This window comes from Streptomyces sp. NPDC020780 (assembly GCF_044334475.1).
Taxonomy (GTDB): Bacteria; Actinomycetota; Actinomycetes; order Streptomycetales; family Streptomycetaceae; genus Streptomyces.
The window spans coordinates 716,087-736,752 of record NZ_JBIRTB010000001.1; the positions used below are offsets into that span (position 1 = coordinate 716,087).

General features: G+C 71.7%; 14 protein-coding genes. 10 read left to right on the forward strand and 4 right to left on the reverse strand.

All coding sequences use genetic code 11. The features are described 5' to 3' along the window. Position 1: 1 nt before the first annotated feature. Both ACH4VO_RS03230 and ACH4VO_RS03235 read right to left on the reverse strand, forming a co-directional pair. Positions 2–412 (reverse strand): helix-turn-helix domain-containing protein, encoded by a 411-nt coding sequence (locus ACH4VO_RS03230; protein WP_360997419.1) that lies wholly within the window; start codon positions 410–412, stop codon positions 2–4. Between the two features lie 180 nt (positions 413–592). Continuing rightward, entirely contained in the window at positions 593–1,555 is a 963-nt protein-coding gene (locus ACH4VO_RS03235; protein WP_360997420.1) for a CAP domain-containing protein, read from the reverse strand. A gap of 154 nt (positions 1,556–1,709) precedes the next feature. Between ACH4VO_RS03235 and ACH4VO_RS03240 the strand changes: the two genes are divergently transcribed. The 5 genes from ACH4VO_RS03240 to ftsY all read left to right on the forward strand — a co-directional run bounded on the left by ACH4VO_RS03240 (position 1,710) and on the right by ftsY (position 10,203). Next, a complete protein-coding gene (locus ACH4VO_RS03240; RefSeq protein WP_360997422.1) occupies positions 1,710–1,991 on the forward strand; it encodes an acylphosphatase in 282 nt (93 codons plus the stop codon). 437 nt (positions 1,992–2,428) lie between these two features. Further along, complete coding sequence (locus ACH4VO_RS03245) at positions 2,429–2,641, forward strand: hypothetical protein (RefSeq protein WP_360997424.1); 213 nt, start codon at positions 2,429–2,431, stop codon at positions 2,639–2,641. A 282-nt stretch (positions 2,642–2,923) separates the two neighbouring features. Further along, positions 2,924–6,754, forward strand: coding sequence for an AAA family ATPase (locus ACH4VO_RS03250; protein WP_360997426.1), 3,831 nt, complete (start codon positions 2,924–2,926; stop codon positions 6,752–6,754). Positions 6,755–7,004: 250 nt separating this feature from the next. Continuing rightward, positions 7,005–8,423 carry a sugar porter family MFS transporter gene (locus ACH4VO_RS03255; protein WP_360997428.1) on the forward strand — a complete coding sequence of 473 codons (1,419 nt, stop codon included), beginning with the start codon at positions 7,005–7,007 and terminating at the stop codon, positions 8,421–8,423. Between the two features lie 574 nt (positions 8,424–8,997). Continuing rightward, positions 8,998–10,203, forward strand: a complete 1,206-nt coding sequence (ftsY, locus tag ACH4VO_RS03260; RefSeq protein WP_360997429.1) for a signal recognition particle-docking protein FtsY — start codon at positions 8,998–9,000, stop codon at positions 10,201–10,203. A 77-nt stretch (positions 10,204–10,280) separates the two neighbouring features. Here ftsY and ACH4VO_RS03265 read toward each other — a convergent pair whose 3' ends face one another. After that, positions 10,281–10,928: a bifunctional DNA primase/polymerase gene (locus ACH4VO_RS03265; protein WP_360997431.1), complete on the reverse strand. Its 648-nt coding sequence runs from the start codon at positions 10,926–10,928 to the stop codon at positions 10,281–10,283. A gap of 420 nt (positions 10,929–11,348) precedes the next feature. Here ACH4VO_RS03265 and ACH4VO_RS03270 point away from each other — a divergent pair, with 420 nt between their 5' ends. The 5 genes from ACH4VO_RS03270 (at position 11,349) to ffh (ending at position 19,148) form a co-directional block, all read left to right on the forward strand. Beyond that, a complete protein-coding gene (locus tag ACH4VO_RS03270; RefSeq protein ID WP_360997433.1) occupies positions 11,349–12,824 on the forward strand; it encodes a hypothetical protein in 1,476 nt (491 codons plus the stop codon). A 342-nt stretch (positions 12,825–13,166) separates the two neighbouring features. Continuing rightward, positions 13,167–14,519 carry an ammonium transporter gene (locus ACH4VO_RS03275; RefSeq protein WP_360997434.1) on the forward strand — a complete coding sequence of 451 codons (1,353 nt, stop codon included), beginning with the start codon at positions 13,167–13,169 and terminating at the stop codon, positions 14,517–14,519. After that, positions 14,516–14,854 carry a P-II family nitrogen regulator gene (locus tag ACH4VO_RS03280; protein WP_069170469.1) on the forward strand — a complete coding sequence of 113 codons (339 nt, stop codon included), beginning with the start codon at positions 14,516–14,518 and terminating at the stop codon, positions 14,852–14,854. The genes ACH4VO_RS03275 and ACH4VO_RS03280 overlap by 4 nt, the downstream gene beginning before the upstream one ends. 55 nt (positions 14,855–14,909) lie before the next feature. Beyond that, complete coding sequence (locus ACH4VO_RS03285) at positions 14,910–17,360, forward strand: [protein-PII] uridylyltransferase (protein ID WP_360997437.1); 2,451 nt, start codon at positions 14,910–14,912, stop codon at positions 17,358–17,360. Positions 17,361–17,600: 240 nt separating this feature from the next. Then, positions 17,601–19,148 (forward strand): signal recognition particle protein, encoded by a 1,548-nt coding sequence (gene ffh, locus ACH4VO_RS03290; RefSeq protein WP_360997439.1) that lies wholly within the window; start codon positions 17,601–17,603, stop codon positions 19,146–19,148. A gap of 354 nt (positions 19,149–19,502) precedes the next feature. Here the strand turns inward: ffh and ACH4VO_RS03295 are convergent, their stop codons facing one another. Further along, on the reverse strand, positions 19,503–20,372 hold the full coding sequence (locus ACH4VO_RS03295) for a methyltransferase domain-containing protein (protein WP_360997440.1): 870 nt from the start codon (positions 20,370–20,372) through the stop codon (positions 19,503–19,505). Positions 20,373–20,666 lie beyond the last annotated feature (294 nt).

The window sequence follows — 20,666 nt, forward strand, 5'->3', positions numbered from 1 at the left end:
GTCAGCCCTCGCGGGCGGCGTCGTAACGGCCGCGCGCGTCGAGCACCTCGGGCATCCGGCCCTCCACGAGCTGGATGAGGTCCAGCAGCCTGCCCGCCACCTCACGCCCCAGACCGGTCAGCTCGTAGTCGACGCGCGGCGGGTTGGTGGGGCGGGCCTCCCGGAGCACCAGGCCGTCGCGCTCCAGGGCGTGCAGGGTCTGGGAGAGCATCTTCTCGCTGACCCCGTCGACGCGGCGGCGCAGTTCGTTGAAGCGGAGGCCGCTCTCGAGGAGGGCCCCCAGGGTGAGACCGCCCCAGCGGCCCGTGACGTGCTCCAGTGTTTTGCGCGAGGGGCACTGACGGGAGAAGACATCGAAGGGGCAGAGGCCGTCGCCGTTCAGGCCGTCGCCGTTCGTCTCCGACTCGTCCATGGCGCCAGCTTACGCCCGTACAGCGCTTACTCGCGGAGAGTGCTGGACCGTAGGATGCGCGTGGGCAAGGCCGCAGCTCGGGGGCTGTCGCGCCTTCACCGCATGAGTGAGGCGCCGGTTCGTCCGGTCGGCCTTGCCCCTCCCACCGGTCGCGCTCGGGCGGGACCGGCCGGCCGGGCCTCAGAAGCCGAAGTCCTGCGTCCACCAGGGGCCGCCGGAGCCGAAGTGCACACCCACGCCGAGTGTCGTGTAATCGCAGTTGAGAATGTTTGCGCGATGGCCGTCGCTGTTCATCCAGGCGTCCATCACGGCCTGTGCGTCGGCCTGGCCGCGGGCTATGTTCTCGCCGCCGAGCCCCGTCACACCGGCCTTCGCCGCGCGGTCCCAGGGGGTGGCGCCGTCCGGATCGGTGTGGTCGAAGAAGCCGCGCGCGGCCATGTCCTCGCTGAAGTCCTGGGCCAGAGCGGTCAGGGACGCGCTGGCGGTGACCGGGCGGCAGCCGACCTTGGAGCGCTCCTCGTTCACGAGAGCGAGCACGGCGTCCTGCGCGGAGGCGGCGGCCGGTGAGGAGGGTGCGTGGCTCGGCGAGGCGGGGGTGGCCCGGGGAGCCGCCGGGGCCTTCGAAGCCGGGGGCGCACTCTTCTTCGCTTCCGCGGACGGTGCCGTGGTCCGCTCCGGCGTCCTGGCCGGTGCCGGCTTCCTCGTGGCGGCCGGCTTCTCCGTCTGCCGGCGGACTTGCTTCGACGCGGTGGGCGACGGCTTGCCGTCCGGGGTGGCGGAGGGGGACTTCGACGGCGCCGCGGAACGGTCCGTACCCCTTCCGGCCTGGGCGGACGCGGAGGCGGAGGCGCGCCCGGTGGGATCTGCGGAGGAGCCACCCTGGGTCAGCAGGTCGGGAGCGCCGCCCGTGCGGACCTGGTCCGGGGCGGAGCCACCGCTGATGCTGTAGGTGTCGCCACCCGGCAGCAGACCCGACGCGACGGCGACGGCGCCGACGGCCACGGCCGCGGAGACCCCGAGCAGGCCGGTGCGCAGGGGCACTCCGCTCCGCCTCTTCCGGCGGGAACCGCGGGGTGCTTCGGCAGCGCGCGCGGCTTGCTGCTCAGCTGCGGGGGCTGCGCCTGCGCGTCGATGGCGTCCCATGCGCTGTGCCTTCCTCGTGCTCGGAGCGCCGCTACGACGACACCGTGTCCACCGTCCGGCTCACCCGATCGGGTGAGCTATTGCGACGGGACTGTACGCCATGGCGTATTCGGGCGACGCGCTCCTCGATCAATTGGGCGGTTAGCGTTCGGGCATGAACGAAGACGCACGACTCGTCGTATGGGTACGCGGCCGAGTACAGCAAGTAGGGTTCCGCTGGTTCACCAGGGCAAATGCTTTGGAGATCGGAAGTCTTACCGGCTTCGCCCTCAATCTGGACGACGGCCGTGTCCAGGTCGTCGCGGAAGGGCCGCGTGAGAATTGCCACCGTCTCCTCGACTGGCTCGCAACCGGCGACACACCCGGCCAGGTGGAAGGTGTGACTGAGATCTGGGACACGCCCCGGGGTGGTTATGAAGGATTCGCGATCCGCTGATCCGGGCGGCGGAGGCGGGGCCGATCCTCTGTGAGTGCGGCGCGTGGCGAGGGGCGGGCGCGAGGGGCCCCGGGAAGCGCGCACCCGAAATGACCTGCGAAAGCAGCCGTCGGCGGAGCATGGTTGCCAAGAAGTGGATGTCATGCGAGGGTGCGGCATTAACGAAGATCTCCACGCCCCTCGGGGTCCCGCAGGAGAGCCGCGCCGAATGATCGTCCAGGCGTGCGCCCCCGGGACACCCTCCTCACGGGGCGTGATCGTGTTGACCGTCAAACTTTTTGGTGAGACGCTGAAATCCCCGCGCACCTTGGCTGTTCGGCAGTGCTGGTTGACAGCAGAGCCGCAGTGACGACCGGCCACTGCCGAGCACCGCGGGTGCGATTCCCTCACGACCCACACCGCATCGGTCGGTCACTCAGTGTGGAGGACCATCCATCATGGCAAAGGCGCTTCTCGGTTACGTCGGCGGTTCCGACCCGCGACTCCTCGCCGAGATGCGACGGCTTCAGCAGCGCGTCCAGGATCTTGAATCCGAGCTTGCCCGGATCCAGGACGAGAACGACGCGCTCAGCGCCGCCGCACAGCACCAGGAGTCGCTGCTCGACAGCATCGACATCGACGTACCCCAGGCGGAGCCCGCGCTGACCTGATCGCCGGCCCGGCAGGGCCGGTCGGACAGCTCGTGCCACTCGCTCGAGATCACCACCGGAATGTCTTCGTCACGGATCGTCGTCCTGGGCGCCGAGGAATGCTCGTCATCCCTGGCCGCACGCGATCCGTCACGCCGACTCTGCACGATGGACAAGGGACGCTTCGGCGTCCCTTTTTTCATTCCCCCCGGCCTGCCCCTGATGGAGCGCTCTTCGCTTACCGTCTGATGTGCCCTGCGCCTTCGTCAGCGAAACCGGGAGGGAAAGGTAGAGTCCGGCGGCGTGCACCTCAAGGCCCTGACCCTACGTGGTTTCAAGTCATTCGCCTCCGCCACGACCCTGCGCTTCGAGCCGGGGATCACCTGCGTGGTCGGGCCCAACGGCTCCGGCAAATCCAATGTGGTGGACGCTCTCTCCTGGGTCATGGGGGAGCAGGGGGCCAAATCCCTGCGCGGCGGCAAGATGGAAGACGTGATCTTCGCCGGCACCACCGGCAGGCCACCGCTGGGCCGCGCGGAAGTGTCGTTGACCATCGACAATTCTGACGGTGCACTGCCCATCGAGTACGCCGAAGTGACGATCACCCGGATCATGTTCCGCAACGGCGGCAGCGAATACCAGATCAATGGCGACACCTGCCGGCTGCTCGACATCCAGGAACTCCTTTCGGACTCCGGTATCGGCCGCGAGATGCACGTCGTCGTCGGGCAGGGCCGGCTGGACTCCGTCCTGCAGGCCGATCCCATGGGGCGCCGCGCCTTCATCGAAGAGGCGGCCGGCGTGCTCAAGCACCGCAAGCGCAAGGAGAAGGCGTTGCGGAAGCTGGAGGCGATGGGCGCCAATCTCGCCCGGGTCCAGGACCTGACCGACGAACTGCGGCGCCAGCTCAAACCCCTCGGCCGGCAGGCCGCCGTGGCCCGCAGGGCCGCCGTCATCCAGGCCGACCTGCGCGACGCGCGGCTCCGCCTCCTCGCCGACGACCTGGCGCGCCTCCGTGAGGCGCTGCGCGGCGAGATCGCCGACGAGGCTGCCCTCAAGCGGCGCAGGGAAGCGGCGGAGGGCGAACTCAAGGCGGCACTCGCCCGTGAGGCGGACCTGGAGGACGAGGTCCGGAGGCTGGCGCCGCGCCTTCAGCGGGCTCAGCAGACCTGGTACGAACTCTCGCAGCTGGCCGAGCGGGTACGGGGCACGGTCTCGCTCGCCGACGCGCGCGTGAAGAGCGCCACCGCGCCACAGGAGGAGGAGCGGCGCGGGCGAGACCCGCAGGACATGGAGCGCGAGGCCGCCCGGATCCGCGAGCAGGAGGCGGAACTGGAGGCCGCACTCGAAGCGGCGGAGCACGCCCTGGAGGACACCACCGCGCACCGGGCCGAACTGGAACGCGAGTTGGCGGCGGAGGAGCGCCGGCTCCGGGACGCGGCCCGGGCCATCGCCGACCAGCGCGAGGGCCTCGCCCGGCTCAACGGCCAGGTCAACGCCGCCCGCAGCCGGGCCGGTTCGGCGCAGGCCGAGATCGACCGGCTGGCCGCGTCCCGGGACGCCGCCCAGGAACGGGCGGTCGCCGCGCAGGAGGAGTACGAGCAGCTCAAGGCCGAGGTCGAGGGCCTGGACGCGGACGACGCGGAACTGGCCGAGCGGCACGACGCCGCCAAGCGGGAACTCGCCCGGGCGGAGACCGCCCTCGGCGGCGCGCGGGACGCGGCCACCGCGGCGGAGCGCAAGCGCGCCGCGGTCGCGGCCCGGCACGAGGCGCTCTCCCTGGGGCTGCGGCGTAAGGACGGCACGGGCGCCCTGCTCGGCGCGGGCGACCGGCTGCCGGGAATCCTCGGGCCGGCGGCGGAACTGCTCACGGTCTCCGCCGGGTACGAGGTCGCGGTGGCGGCGGCGCTGGGTGCGGCGGCCGACGCCGTCGCGGTGACGGACCCGGCCACGGCGGCGGAGGCGATCCGCCTGCTGCGCAAGCAGGACGGCGGGCGCGCGGCCCTGGTACCGGCCGGCAGCGGGGGCGGGCAGGTCCCCGCCCCGAGTGCGGAACTGACCACCTCGCCCGCGGCCCCGGTGTACGCGTCCGGTGATGTGCCCGCACTCGGTGAGGCACACGTATCGGGACCGACCGCCGATGACGTGCCCGCACCCGGTGACGTGCCCGCGCTCGGTGAGGCGCCCGCACTCCGACCGGCCTCCGGTGACGAGCCGGCCGCCGGTTTCCTGCCCGGCCGGACAGGCGGGAGCGCCCACGCCCTGCCGGTGGCCCGGACGGGGGAGACGGCGTCCCCGGCGACCGGCCGGGCTCTCACCACGGAGGGAGCCGCCGCGCCGGCCGTCGCCGCACTGGTGCAGGGGCCCGCCGAACTCATGGCGGCCGTGCGGCGGCTGGTGCGTGACATGGTCGTCGTGGGGACGCTGGAGGACGCCGAGGACCTGGTCGCGGCGCACCCCGGGCTGACCGCGGTGACGGCTGAGGGCGACGTACTGGGCTCCCACTTCGCGCACGGCGGATCAGCCGGAGCCCCCAGCCTGCTGGAGGTGCAGGCCTCCGTCGACGAGGCCGCCGCGGAGCTGGCCGAGCTGGCCGTGCGGTGCGAGGAACTGGCCGCGTCCCAGTGCAGGTCGGCCGCCCTGCGTGACCGGGCGGCCGCCGAGGTGGAGGAGCTGGGGGAGCGGCGCCGGGCCGCCGACCGGGAGAAGTCCGGCGTGGCCCAGCAACTCGGCAGGCTGGCCGGCCAGGCCCGCGGCGCCGCCGGGGAGGCCGAACGGATGACCGCGTCCGCGGCCCGCGCCCAAGAGGCGCTGGAGCGGGCCACGGAGGAGGCCGAGGAGCTCGCGGAGCGGCTGCTGGTCGCGCAGGAGACGCCGGTGGAGGAGGAACCGGACACCTCCGTACGTGACCGGCTCGCCGCTGACGGGGCCAACGCCCGCCAGACCGAGATGGAGGCCCGTCTCCAGGTCCGCACCCACGAGGAGCGGGTCAAGGGCCTCGCCGGGCGGGCCGACGCCCTGGACCGCGGGGCCAGGGCCGAGCGCGAGGCCCGCGTCCGTGCCGAGCAGCGCCGCGCCCGGCTGCGCCACGAGGCCGCGGTCGCCACGGCGGTGGCGTCCGGCGCCCGCCAGCTGCTGGCGCACATCGAGGTGTCCGTCGTACGGGCGCAGCAGGAGCGGGCCACTGCGGAGGCGGCCAAGGCCGAGCGGGAGCGGGAGCTGGCCGCCGAACGCGGCCGGGGCCGGGACCTCAAGACGGAGCTCGACCGGCTCACCGACTCGGTGCACCGGGGCGAGGTGCTCGGGGCCGAGAAGCGGTTGCGCGTGGAGCAGCTGGAGACGAAGGCACTGGAGGAGTTCGGCGTGGAGCCGGCCGGTCTGGCCGCCGAGTACGGCCCCGACCAGCTGGTGCCGCCGTCCCCGGCGGCCGACGGTGAGGAGCTGCCACAGGATCCGGACCACCCCCGCAATCAGCCGGTGCCGTTCGTCAGGACCGAGCAGGAGAGACGGCTGAAGGCGGCTGAACGGGCGTATCAGCAACTCGGGAAGGTGAATCCGCTCGCCCTCGAGGAGTTTTCGGCGCTCGAGGAGCGGCACACGTTCCTCTCCGAGCAGCTTGAAGACCTGAAGAAGACACGGGCCGATCTGATGCAGGTGATCAAGGAGGTCGACGAGCGGGTGGAGCAGGTGTTCACGGAGGCGTTCCGCGACACGGCGCGCGAGTTCGAAGGCGTCTTCTCTCGGCTCTTCCCCGGGGGCGAGGGGCGTCTCGTCCTCACCGATCCGGACCACATGCTGACGACCGGACTGGACGTCGAGGCCAGGCCGCCGGGCAAGAAGGTCAAACGGCTCTCGCTGCTGTCCGGCGGCGAGCGGTCCCTGACGGCCGTGGCCCTCCTGGTCTCCATCTTCAAGGCGAGGCCGAGCCCCTTCTACGTCATGGACGAGGTCGAGGCGGCGCTCGACGACACCAATCTGCAGCGCCTGATCCGGATCATGGAGGAGCTCCAGGAGAGCTCCCAGCTCATCGTGATCACCCACCAGAAGCGCACGATGGAGGTCGCGGACGCGCTGTACGGCGTCTCCATGCAGGGCGACGGGGTCTCCAAGGTGATCAGCCAGCGCCTGCGCTGAGACCGATCGGCGGTACGTGTGTCGATCACACGGTCTTCACCGAATCTACAAGCCTTCAACGCGCCTGTCGGAAGTCTCGGGGTATGTGGGAGTAACCGCGGGCCATGCCCCGGTATTGACTTCGAAACTTGAACGCATACTCTCGGCAATGTTGTTTTTGCCTTCAAGTGGTGGTCGACGGCAAGTTGTGCGCCACTGGGAAGGCTCACCCCCCACGCCTGACGTTGCGGCCAGGCATCAGGAGATTCATGTGACCAGCACAGAGCGCGGACCGGAGTCGGGAGCCAGACAGGCGCACCCGGACCATCTCGGCCATGTCATCTTCATCACGGCAGCCGCAGCGATGGGCGGCTTCCTCTTCGGCTACGACAGCTCCGTGATCAACGGCGCCGTGGAGGCCATCCGTCACCGCTACGACATCGGCTCGGGGACCCTGGCCCAGGTCATCGCCATCGCTCTGATCGGCTGTGCGATCGGAGCGGCCACGGCAGGACGCATCGCGGACCGGATCGGCCGCATCCGCTGCATGCAGATCGCCTCGGTGCTCTTCACCATCAGCGCCGTCGGCTCCGCGCTGCCGTTCGCGCTGTGGGACCTCGCCATGTGGCGCATCATCGGTGGCTTCGCCATCGGCATGGCCTCCGTCATCGGCCCGGCCTACATCGCCGAGGTCTCGCCGCCCGCCTACCGCGGCCGCCTGGGCTCCTTCCAGCAGGCCGCGATCGTCGTCGGTATCGCCATCTCGCAGCTGGTCAACTACGGCATCCTGCAGATCGCCGACGGCGACCAGCGCGGCAAGATCCTCGGCTTCGAGGCCTGGCAGTGGATGCTCGGCGTGATGGTCGTCCCCGCCGTCCTGTACGGGCTCCTGTCGTTCGCGATCCCCGAGTCGCCGCGCTTCCTGATCTCCGTGGGGAAGAAAGAGCGGGCCCGCAAGATCCTGGAAGAGGTCGAGGGCAAGAACGTCGACCTCGACGCGCGCGTCCTCGAGATCGAGACGGCCATGCGCCGCGAGCACAAGTCGAAGTTCAGCGACCTGCTCGGGAGCCGCCTCGGATTCCTGCCGATCGTCTGGGTCGGTATCGGCCTCTCGGTTTTCCAGCAGCTCGTCGGCATCAACGTGGCGTTCTACTACTCGGCGACGCTCTGGCAGTCCGTCGGCATCGACCCGTCCGCCTCGTTCTTCTACTCGTTCACCACGTCGATCATCAACATCATCGGCACCGTGATCGCGATGATCCTCGTCGACCGGGTGGGCCGGCGGCCTCTCGCGCTCGTCGGATCCACCGGCATGGCCGTCGCGCTGGCCTTCGAGGCCTGGGCCTTCTCCGCGGACCTGGTCGACGGCAAGCTTCCGACCGCGGAAGGCATCGTCGCCCTGATCGCCGCCCACGTGTTCGTGCTCTTCTTCGCCCTCTCGTGGGGGGTCGTGGTCTGGGTCTTCCTCGGCGAGATGTTCCCCAACCGCATCCGCGCCGCGGCCCTCGGTGTCGCCGCCTCGGCGCAGTGGATCGCCAACTGGGCGATCACCGCCAGCTTCCCGAGCCTGGCCGAGTGGAACCTCTCGGGCACGTACATCATCTACACCTGCTTCGCCGTGCTGTCGATCCCCTTCGTGCTCAAGTTCGTGAAGGAGACCAAGGGCAAGGCGCTGGAGGAGATGGGCTGATCCCCGCTGTCCCTCTCCTCGGCACCGGCCACCGCCCCGGTCCGGCCCCGCGCCGGACCGGGGCGGTGCGCTGTCGTGGACCGGCCCGGGTGCCCCCTCGAGAGCGCACGGCCGCGGGAGCGGCGAGAAGCGCGTACGCCGACAGGGCGCGGGGCGCGGGGCGCTGGGCGCGGGGATCAGGGCGCAGGGCGCGAGGGTGCCGCGGCGGCCGAAGACCGCCGCGAGGCCCCGTGCCGGGCGCGCCCCCGCGCTTCCCGGCGATCGACCCCGCCCGACCGGTCCGGACGGAAGCACCGGTGTGGGCACGCCGACGGCCGGCACCCGTCATCGGTCTTCGGCCCAGCGGGTGACCGGGAGCCTTGCGGCGAGACCTCCTCGTACAGCCACCGCCACCCACCTCGGGAAGGGAGCGCGACCCCGGATCTGCTCGGCGCCTGTCATCGGGCTCAGGCCACGGTTCTCCCCAGGCACCAGCAGGCGTGTACTCCCAAACGGTGCATAACGCATCAAGCGGCCCTCACACCTTCTCCGCAACCGCGCCCGGACCACGGCCGTGGCCGATACTGGACGCGTTATGGACATCGTCATCCTTGCTGTAGTCATCGCCCTGGTCGCGGTCGGCCTGATCAGCGGGCTCGTGGTCAGCAGCCGCAAGAAGAAGCAGCTGCCGCCCTCGGCGCCGTCGAGCACGCCGACCATCACTCCCCCCGCCGAACCACGCGTCGGCGAGGAACCCGAGGCGCCGCGCGACGAAGCGCGGCGCACCATCGAGGAGGTCGGTCTCCCCGGCACCGAGGTCCCCGTCGAGGAAGCCCCGGTGGTCGTCGAGCCGGAGGCTCCCGCGCTCGAAGTGCCCGAGCCCACCGCGGGCCGTCTGGTACGGCTCCGCGCCCGGCTCGCCCGTTCGCAGAACTCCCTGGGCAAGGGGCTGCTCACGCTCCTGTCCCGCGACAACCTCGACGAGGACACCTGGGAGGAGATCGAGGACACACTCCTCACCGCCGACGTCGGCGTCGCCCCCACCCAGGAACTGGTGGAGCGGCTCCGTGAACGGGTCCGTGTCCTCGGCACCCGTACGCCCGAAGGGCTGCGCGCGCTGCTGCGCGAGGAACTCGTCGCCCTGCTGGGCCCCGACTTCGACCGCACGGTCCGTACGGAGGGCGGCGAGGAGACGCCGGGCGTCGTGATGGTCGTCGGGGTCAACGGCACCGGCAAGACCACCACCACGGGCAAGCTCGCCCGGGTGCTCGTCGCGGACGGCCGCAGCGTCCTGCTCGGCGCGGCCGACACCTTCCGTGCCGCCGCCGCCGACCAGCTCCAGACCTGGGGCGAGCGCGTCGGCGCCCGTACGGTCCGCGGCCCCGAGGGCGGCGACCCGGCGTCGATCGCCTTCGACGCCGTGAAGGAGGGCATCGCCGAGGGCGCCGACGTGGTGCTCATCGACACGGCGGGCCGGCTGCACACCAAGACGGGCCTCATGGACGAGCTCGGCAAGGTCAAGAGGGTCGTGGAGAAGCACGGACCGCTCGACGAGATCCTCCTCGTCCTCGACGCCACGACCGGGCAGAACGGCCTGGTGCAGGCCCGGGTCTTCGCGGAGGTCGTCGACATCAGCGGCATCGTCCTCACCAAGCTGGACGGCACCGCCAAGGGCGGCATCGTCATCGCCGTCCAGCGCGAGCTCGGTGTGCCCGTGAAGCTCATCGGCCTCGGCGAGGGGCCGGACGATCTGGCCCCGTTCGAGCCGGGCGCCTTCGTCGACGCCCTGATCGGCGACTGACCCCCGTACCTGCCGTGACGCCCGAAGGGCGGTGCACCCTCCCCGGAAACACGGGAGGAGTCACCGCCCTTCGGCGTTCACCAGCGGTGGCATATGTACGCCAGGGTGCCCAGCAGCAGGCGTGCCTGCGGGGGAGTGGCGGCCGTCTCCCGCACCGGCTCGCGCAGCCAGCCGACCGGGCCGAGGCCGCCCAGGTCCGACGGGGGAGCCGTGATGTAGGACCCCGGGCCCAGGGCCCGCAGATCCAGGTCCGCGTCGTCCCAGCCCATCCGGTAGAGCAGCCCGGGCAGCCCGGCCGCGGCCCCGGGGGCGACGAAGAACTGGGTCCGTCCGGACGGCGTCACCGTCACCGGCCCCAGCGGCAGGCCCATCCGCTCCATCCGGGCCAGGGCGCGCCGCCCGGCGCCCTCGGGGACGTCGAGCACGTCGAAGGTCCGTCCCACGGGTAGCAGCATCGAGGCACCCGGCACCCGCGCCCAGACGTCAGCGGCGACCCGGAAGGGCGCGCCCGCCGGAACCTCGGGGGCGAAGCCCAGCGGATGCGCCCCGGGAGCGGGGCACGCGGCGTCGCCGCACGAACAGGCACCGGACGCGGCCCGGGCGCCCGGTGCCACAGCCCAGCCCCAGAGCCCGGTGTACTCGGCCACCGCCGTCGCCCCGGCCGTCCGGCCGCGGCGCCGCGAGCCCGCCCGCCTCTCGTGGATGCCGCCGATCGTGAAGCCCATGCCCCCTCCAACGGGTCCGACTCAGCGGTGGTTACGACCCCGGAGCCCCAGACGTCGTCCGGCGCCGGCGATGCGGCGGCGCGGGGTGATGCCGCAGGGCGTGCGCCCTCGGCACGCGCCCCTGAATGCTTCAATCCGCGCGTCACTGGTCGCGCTCTGTCAAGTCAATCGCGGCCGGGGCGTGGTGCGTTCATCCGAAGGGGTGGCGAATGGTGGCGTTTCTGTGATCGCCCTCGCCGCAGCGGTGATCGGTGGATTACTGTCGGTATCCGAGTCTGCAATTGCATGTGCGCTCAGGGGTATGCCCCGGGCAATCCGACTTACTGTTCGACGGCGGCGACGGCCGTACGGACGGCACCCACGCACAGCATTCTGATAGAGGTTCGCGGCGACAGGTTTCGGCGGGATGGGGGCGTTCCAGTGGGTGGCAGCGGCGCAGGCGGGACGAATGCCGGAAAGCGCCCCAACGAGCAGTTGGGATCGTGGTTCGTCCGCAGCGGCTGGTCGAAGGGCGAACTCGCCCGCCAGGTGAACCGACGGGCGCGCCAGATGGGCGCCCACCACATCAGCACCGACACGTCCCGGGTGCGGCGCTGGCTCGACGGCGAACAACCCCGCGAACCGATCCCGCGCATCCTCTCCGAGCTCTTCTCCGAGCGCTTCGGCGCCGTGGTGGCCGTCGAGGAGCTCGGACTTCGGACCGCCCACCAGTCGCCCTCGGTCGCCGGGGTCGACCTGCCCTGGGCCGGCCCGCAGACCGTCGCCCTGCTCAGCGAGTTCTCCCGCAGCGACCTGATGCTCGCCCGGCGCGGCTTCCTCGGCAGCTCCCTGGCCCTGGCGGCGGGCCCCACGCTCATCGAGCCGATGCAGCGCTGGCTGGTGCCCGTATCCCCCTCCGCACCGGCGGACCCGGGACCGGTATCCACCGCCGGCCGGCCCTCGCGCCTCTCCCCACCCCAGCTGGATCTGCTGGAGTCCACCACGGCGATGTTCCGCCAGTGGGACGCCCAGTGCGGCGGGGGCCTGCGCCGCAAGGCCGTCGTCGGCCAGCTCCACGAGGTCACCGACCTCTTGCAGGAGCCGCATCCCGAGGCGACCGCGCGACGGCTCTTCCGCTGCGCCGCCGAACTGGCCGAACTGGCGGGCTGGATGAGTTACGACGTCGGCCTCCAGCCCACCGCCCAGAAGTACTTCGTGCTGGCCCTGCACGCCTCCAAGGAGGCCGGTGACAAGCCGCTGGGTTCGTACATCCTGTCGAGCATGAGCCGCCAGATGATCCACCTCGGGCGGCCCGACGACGCGCTCGAACTCATCCACCTCGCGCAGTACGGAAGCCGGGACTGCGCCACCGGACGCACCCAGGCCATGCTGTATGCGATGGAGGCCCGGGCGTACGCCAACACGGGCCAGCCGAGCAAGTGCAAGCGGGCCGTCCGGATGGCCGAGGACACCTTCGCCGACGCCGTCCTCGACGACGAGGAGGAGCCCGACTGGATCCGCTTCTTCTCCGACGCCGAGCTGCACGGCGAGAACGCCCACTCCTACCGTGACCTCGCCTATGTGGCCGGTCGCAGTCCCACGTACGCCTCGCTCGCCGAACCCGTCATGGCCCGCGCCGTGGAACTGTTCGGCGAGGACGCCGAGCACCAGAGGTCCTACGCCCTCAACCTGATCGGCATGGCCACCGTGCACCTCCTCAAGCGTGAACCCGAGGAGTCCGCCGTGCGGGCCGCCCAGGCCATGAAGATCGCCAGGAGGGTCCGGTCCGAGCGGGTCAACACCCGGCTGCGCAAGACCGTCGACACCGCGGCCAGGGACTTCGGCGACCTCCCCGAGGTGGCCCGGCTCACCGACCTGCTCACCGAACAGCTCCCGGAGACCGCCGAAGCGGTCTGAGCACACCCCGTACCACCGGCCACGACAGCGTCCCGTACACCCCGACCCGGCTCCCCCATCGCCAGGTCAGCGGACGGCTGCCGTGGCCGGTCCATGTCCTGCCGCGCCCCGGCCGTCGCGCACCGTATGCGGCGCGGGCCGCATGGTAGGCAGCACACCGGGCCCGCCACCCCGGGTTCATCCGGACGTAACACGCCCGGTGCCTTCGTCACTGCGGTGAAACACCGTGCGGCATCCGTGGAAACCGTGCTGAGCCAATCTCAAGACGCATAACCGGCCCGCATCTTTTCCCAGTGGTCCCGCTCCCCCGCACGTGGCCGCACCGACGACGAGGAGACGCCGATGCCCCCAGGCATCACGACGCTTGCCGCAGACGCCCCCGAGCTGTCTGCCGCCAACACAGGGTTCATGCTCGTCTGCACCGCTCTGGTGATGCTCATGACCCCCGGTCTCGCCTTCTTCTACGGAGGCATGGTCCGCGTCAAGAGCACCCTCAACATGCTGATGATGAGCTTCATCAGCCTCGGGATCGTCACGATCCTGTGGGTGCTCTACGGATTCAGCCTCGCCTTCGGCACCGACGTCGGCTCCCTCGTCGGCTGGAGCTCCGACTTCGTGGGCCTCAGCGGCATCGGTGTCACCGAGCTGTGGGACGGCTACACCATCCCCGTCTACGTCTTCGCGGTCTTCCAGCTGATGTTCGCCGTGCTCACCCCGGCCCTCATCAGCGGCGCCCTCGCCGACCGGGTCAAGTTCACCTCCTGGGCCCTGTTCATCACCCTGTGGGTCACCGTCGTCTACTTCCCGGTCGCGCACTGGGTCTGGGGCGCCGGCGGCTGGCTCTTCGAGCTGGGTGTCATCGACTTCGCCGGGGGTACGGCCGTCCACATCAACGCCGGTGCCGCCGCACTCGGTGTGATCCTCGTCATCGGCAAGCGGGTCGGCTTCAAGAAGGACCCGATGCGGCCGCACAGCCTGCCGCTCGTCATGCTCGGCGCCGCCCTCCTGTGGTTCGGCTGGTTCGGCTTCAACGCGGGTTCGTGGCTCGGCAACGACGACGGGGTCGGCGCTGTCATGTTCCTCAACACCCAGGTCGCCGCCGGCGCGGCCGTCCTGGGCTGGCTCGCCTACGAGAAGATCCGCCACGGCTCCTTCACCACCCTGGGCGCCGCCTCCGGCGCCGTCGCCGGTCTCGTCGCCATCACCCCGGCGGGCGGCGCCGTCAGCCCGCTCGGCGCCATCGCGATCGGTGTCATCGCAGGCGTCCTGTGCGCCATGGCCGTCGGCCTCAAGTACCGGTTCGGCTACGACGACTCCCTCGACGTCGTCGGGGTCCACCTCGTCGGTGGCATCCTGGGCTCCCTCCTCATCGGCCTCTTCGCCACCGGCGGTGTGCAGTCCGACGCCAAGGGCCTCTTCTACGGCGGTGGCCTCGACCAGCTCGGCAAGCAGGCCGTCGGAGTCTTCGCGGTCCTCGCCTACTCCCTGGTCGTCTCCGCCCTCCTCGCCTTCCTCCTCGACAAGACGATCGGGATGCGGGTCAGCGAGGACGACGAGGTCTCCGGCATCGACCAGGTCGAGCACGCCGAGACCGCATACGACTTCAGCGGCGCGGGCGGCGGCTCGGCCCCCCGCACCACGGCGCCGGCGCCCGGTACGACGGCCGCCCCGACGAACAAGAAGGTGGACGCATGAAGCTCATCACCGCAGTCGTGAAGCCGCACAGGCTGGACGAGATCAAGGAGGCCCTCCAGGCCTTCGGCGTCCAGGGCCTCACGGTCACGGAGGCCAGCGGCTACGGGCGTCAGCGCGGCCACACCGAGGTCTACCGCGGAGCCGAGTACACCGTCGACCTCGTACCGAAGATCCGCATCGAGGTCCTCGTCGAGGACGAGGACGCCGAACAGCTCATCGACGTCGTCGTCAAGGCGGCCCGTACGGGCAAGATCGGGGACGGGAAGGTCTGGAGCGTCCCGGTCGAGACCGCGGTCCGCGTACGGACCGGCGAACGCGGCCCGGACGCACTCTGACCGACGGATCAGGCGCCGGCCACGGCGCCGGCCGAACAGACGGAAAGGCAGCCGGGTGACGAGCACCGGAGTGACCACCGAATCCGAGGACTCGGGACCCAGCGGCTACGCGGCGGCCCGACTGCGCCTTCTTCAGGAGAGGACGCGGTCCGGGCCGCCGCGCCGTGCGGCCCTCGCCCGCCTCACCGACGACTGGCTGAGCGCACTGTTCTCCTCCGCCGCCGAGGCGACGGGCGTCCGGGGCGCCGCCCTCGTCGCCGTCGGCGGGTACGGGCGCGGCGAGCTCTCCCCGCGCAGCGACCTCGACCTCGTCCTCCTGCACGACGGCGGCGCCGACGCTGCGGCCGTCGCGGCACTCGCCGACCGGATCTGGTACCCGGTCTGGGACCTGGGCCTGGCACTCGACCACTCCGTACGCACCCCCGCCGAGGCGCGCGCGACCGCGGGGGAGGACCTCAAGGTCCACCTCGGGCTCCTCGACGCCCGGCCCGTCGCCGGGGACCTCGGTCTCGTCGCCGGACTCCGCACCGCGGTCCTCGCCGACTGGCGCAACCAGGCCCCCCGGCGCCTCCCCGCCCTCGACGCGCTCTGCCGTGAACGGGCCGCACGCATGGGCGAGCTCCAGTTCCTGCTGGAACCCGACCTGAAGGAGGCCCGCGGCGGCCTCCGGGACGCCACCGCCCTACGGGCCGTCGCCGCCTCCTGGGTCGCCGACGCCCCCCGCGAAGGCCTCGCCGAAGCACGCCGTACCCTCCTGGACGTCCGCGACGCCCTCCACCTCGCCACCGGCCGGGCCACCGACCGCCTCGCCCTCCAGGAGCAGGAACAGGTCGCCTGCTCCCTCGGCCTCCTCGACTCCGACGCACTGCTGCGCCAGGTGTACGAGGCCGCCCGGACCGTCTCGTACGCCACCGACGTCACCTGGCGCGAGGTCAGCCGGGTGCTGCGCGCCCGCTCCGCACGGCCCAGGCTGCGGACCCTGCTCGGCGGCGCCAAGGCCGCCCCGGAACGCACCCCGCTCGCCGACGGCGTCGTCGAAGCCGACGGCGAGGTCGTCCTCGCCCGCACCGCACGCCCCGAGCGCGACCCGGTCCTGACCCTCCGGGCCGCCGCGGCGGCGGCCGAGTCCGGACTGCCGCTCTCCCGGCACCTCGTACGCCACCTCAGGACAGCGGCCCGGCCGCTGCCCGTGCCCTGGCCCGCCGAGGCACGCGAGGAACTCGTCACCCTGCTCGGGGCGGGGGAGGCCACCGTCGGGGTGTGGGAGGCCCTGGAGGCGGAGGGGATCGTCACCCGGCTGCTGCCCGACTGGGAGCGGGTCCACTGCCGCCCCCAGCACAACCCCGTCCACACCTGGACCGTCGACCGCCACCTCGTGGAGACGGCCGTACGGGCCTCCTCCCTCACCCGTCGCGTCGGCCGCCCCGACCTCCTCCTGGTCGCGGCCCTGCTCCACGACATCGGCAAGGGCTGGCCGGGGGACCACTCCGTCGCCGGAGAGGTCATCGCCCGGGACATGGCCACCCGTATCGGCTTCGACAAGCAGGACGTGGGTGTCGTGGCCACCCTCGTACGCCACCACCTGCTGCTCGTCGAGACCGCCACCCGGCGCGACCTCGACGATCCCGCCACCGTGCGCGCCGTCGCCACCGCCGTGGGCAGTGCCTCCACCCTGGAGCTCCTGCACGCCCTCACCGAGGCCGACGCCCTGGCCACCGGACCCGCCGCCTGGAGCTCCTGGCGAGCCTCCCTCGTCACCGACCTCGTCAGGCGCGTCGCGGCGCTGCTGGCCGGCGAGGAACCCGGCGCACCGGAGCCACTCGCCCCCAGCGCCGAACAGGAGCGCCTGGCCGTCGAGGCCCTGCGCACCGGCGGACCCGTCCTCGCCCTGCGCACCCAGTCGGAACCCGCCCCGCAGGACGGCGAACCGGAACCCGTCGGCGTCGAACTCCTCATCGCCCTGCCCGACCGCCCCGGGGTGCTGCCCGCGGCGGCCGGGGTGCTCGCCCTGCACCGGCTCACCGTCAGGGCCGCCGACCTGCGGGCCGTCGACCTCCCGACCGAGCTGGGCGGATCGGCCGGGCTGCTGGTCCTCAGCTGGCGGGTCGCGGCCGCGTACGGCTCCCTCCCGCAGGCCGCCCGGCTCCGCTCCGACCTCGTACGCGCCCTCGACGGCACCCTGGACATCCGGGCCAGGCTCGCCGAACGAGAGGCCGCCTATCCGCGCCGGCGCGGGGTGACGGCTCCGCCACCGCGGGTGAGCGTCGCGCCGACGGGCTCGCGGCTCGCCACGGTGATCGAGGTGCGCGCCCAGGACGCACCGGGACTGCTGTACCGGATCGGCCGGGCCCTGGAACAGAGCGCGGTACGGGTCCGTAGCGCCCATGTCTCGACGCTCGGGGCGAACGCCGTGGACACGGTCTACGTCACCCGTCAGGACGGCACGGTGCTGTCCGCCGTCGAGGCGACGGCGCTGGCGAAGACGCTGGAGGACGCCCTGCGATGAGGGCGTGACGAGCGGCACCCGTCACGCGTCGAGCGGGTACGGGTGGTCCCCGGCCCGGGGAATGCCCCCGGCGTCCCCGGCGTCCCCGTCGTTCGCGCCGGGAGAGGATACGTGCTCCCTGCGCGTGCGGGGTCGACGGCCCTCGCCGGTCGGATACGACCGGCGAGGGCCGACGTCTGCCCGAGCCGGATACTCTAGGAACCAATCACCCGACCCCGACCCCGAGGACCGACGAGCGCCGTGTTCGATACTCTCTCCGACCGCCTTAGCGCGACTTTCAAAAACCTCAGGGGCAAGGGCCGCTTGTCCGAGGCGGACATCGACGCCACGGCTCGCGAGATCCGTATCGCCCTGCTCGAAGCCGATGTCGCCCTGCCCGTGGTCCGGTCCTTCATCGCCAAGGTCAAGGAGCGGGCGCGCGGCGCCGAGGTTTCCCAAGCGCTGAATCCGGCGCAGCAGATGATCAAGATCGTCAACGAGGAGCTCGTCGGCATCCTCGGCGGCGAGACCCGGCGGCTCAGGTTCGCCAAGAACCCGCCGACCGTGATCATGCTCGCGGGCCTGCAGGGTGCCGGTAAGACCACCCTCGCCGGAAAGCTCGGCCTCTGGCTCAAGGGTCAGGGCCACTCCCCGCTGCTCGTCGCCTGTGACCTCCAGCGCCCCAACGCCGTCAACCAGCTGAGTGTCGTGGCCGACCGCGCCGGTGTAGCGGTGTACGCGCCGGAGCCGGGCAACGGTGTGGGCGACCCGGTCAAGGTCGCCCAGGACTCCGTCGAGTTCGCGAAGGCCAAGGTCCACGACATCGTGATCGTCGACACCGCCGGCCGCCTCGGCATCGACGAGGAGCTGATGCGCCAGGCCGCGGACATCCGCGACGCCGTCAGCCCCGACGAGATCCTCTTCGTCGTCGACGCGATGATCGGCCAGGACGCGGTCAACACCGCCGAGGCCTTCCGCGACGGTGTCGGCTTCGACGGCGTGGTCCTCTCCAAGCTCGACGGTGACGCCCGCGGTGGTGCCGCCCTCTCGATCGCCCACGTCACGGGCAAGCAGATCATGTTCGCGTCGAACGGTGAGAAGCTCGAAGACTTCGACGCCTTCCACCCCGACCGCATGGCCTCCCGCATCCTCGACATGGGTGACCTGCTCACCCTGATCGAGCAGGCGGAGAAGACGTTCAGCCAGGAAGAGGCCGCCAAAATGGCCTCCAAGCTGGCGTCGAGCAAGGGCAAGGACTTCACGCTCGACGACTTCCTGGCGCAGATGGAGCAGGTCAGGAAGATGGGCTCCATCTCCAAGCTGCTCGGGATGCTGCCCGGCATGGGTCAGATCAAGGACCAGATCAACAACATCGACGAGCGGGACGTGGACCGCACCGCGGCGATCATCAAGTCGATGACCCCGAAGGAACGCGCCGAGCCGACGATCATCAACGGTTCGCGCCGGGCCCGTATCGCCAAGGGCTCGGGAGTCGACGTCTCCGCCGTCAAGAACCTCGTCGAACGGTTCTTCGAGGCCCGCAAGATGATGTCGAAGATGGCCCAGGGCGGCGGCATGCCCGGGATGCCGGGGATGCCGGGGATGGGTGGCGGTCCCGGCCGGCAGAAGAAGCAGGTCAAGCAGGCCAAGGGGAAGCGCAAGAGCGGCAACCCGATGAAGCGCAAGGCGGAGGAGCAGGCCGCTGCGGCCCGCCGCGAGCAGGCGGCGCAGGCCGGTGCGTTCGGTCTCCCCGCCCAGGAGGACAAGAACTTCGAGCTGCCTGACGAGTTCAAGAAGTTCATGGGCTGACCGGCGCCCCCGGGCGGACCCGTAACACCTGTGAAGCGGCACCCTGCCCGGGTGCTTTTCAGGGGGCGTTGCACCACGTGGTCGTGTTGATCAGGCCGTGAGCAGTTCACGCAGGCGCTCGGCTGGGATTTCCCAGCCGAGCGCCTTGCGTGGTCGGCCGTTCAGTTCGGCGGCGACGGCGTCGAGGTGCTCGCGGGTGTGGACGTGCTCGCGGGTGGGGACGGCGAGGTCGGTGCCCTTGGGGAAGTACCGGACGTCGGCTGGGACCCAAGCCGGCGGGGCGCCCCTTCACCGTCCTCGTGGCCGGGCGGCGGGTCCCGTCGCACGTGCCGGGTACGCGGTCCCGCTCCGCGTCTACGTGACGCACACCAGGTAGCGGAAGACGTTCGGCATCCAGACCGTGCCGTCGGGCCGCAGGTGCGGATGGAGCGCCTCCGCGACCTCCTTCTCGACCTGGGAGCGGTCCGTCGCCCGGATCGCCGCCTCGAACAGCCCGGTCGAGAGCAGACCGCGCACCGCGCTGTCCACGTCCGCGTAACCGAACGGGCAGGACACCCGGCCGGAGCCGTCCGGCTTCAGCCCGGCCCGTGCCGCGACCTCCTCCAGATCGTCCCGCAGCGCCGGCCGCCAGCCGTCTTCGGTACGCGGCGTACGCGCCGTCTCGGCGAGCCGGCTAGCCACCCGGAGCACCGGGGCGGTGGCACAGCGCTCCGGCGGCCCCCACCCGGTGAGCACCACGGTCGCTCCGCGCACGGCCAGCGGGACGGCCGAGGCCAGCGTGGGCGCGAGTCCGTCGGAGTCACCGGTCGCGCAGCCGATCGGCTGGAAGACGGTGAGCAGGTTGTACGGCGCCTGTCCGGTCGGCGTGGCCGCCGCGGGGGCGCCCTCGACGAGCCTCGCCCGCGGCTCCGCACCGCCCGGACCCGGCTCGTGCCGTGGGTCGGACAGGAGGCGCTCGCGCGCCAGGGCGAGCCGTTCACGGTCGGTGTCGACGCCGGTGACGCGCGCCCCTCGCGAGGCCGCGATCAGCAGCGCGAGCCCGGAACCGCAGCCGATGGAGAGCATCCGGGTGCCGGTTCCCACTTCGAGCCGGTCGAACACCGCTTCGTAGAGCGGTGCCAGCATGCGCTCCTGGATCTCGGCCCAGTCACGGGCACGGGTTCCGGCGTCCACCGGGGCGGACGAGTCCGCATACCTGCGGTGCCGGACGAGCGTTGGTGTCATGGAATGCGCCCCAATCCGCCGAGAGTTCGGTCGTGCCCGAGTTCGCTCCCCCTGGTGTGTGTGCGCCCGCAACCCCCGTATGCCAGAGAACCCCGCCTCAGCGGTTCCGTCCAGGGGGTGGATGGGTCGGACGGCAGTGCCCGCGTGCTCCGGTCGTGCGCCCCCGGCTCCGGTCGGGACGGCGGGGCCGGGACCGGCACGCCCGCTGCTCGCTTCCTCACAGTCTTACCCGACACGCGGGAGGCAGCACGTCGAGAGCCTCGCCGCCCGGCCGCGCGGGGGCGTTCGGGGCTG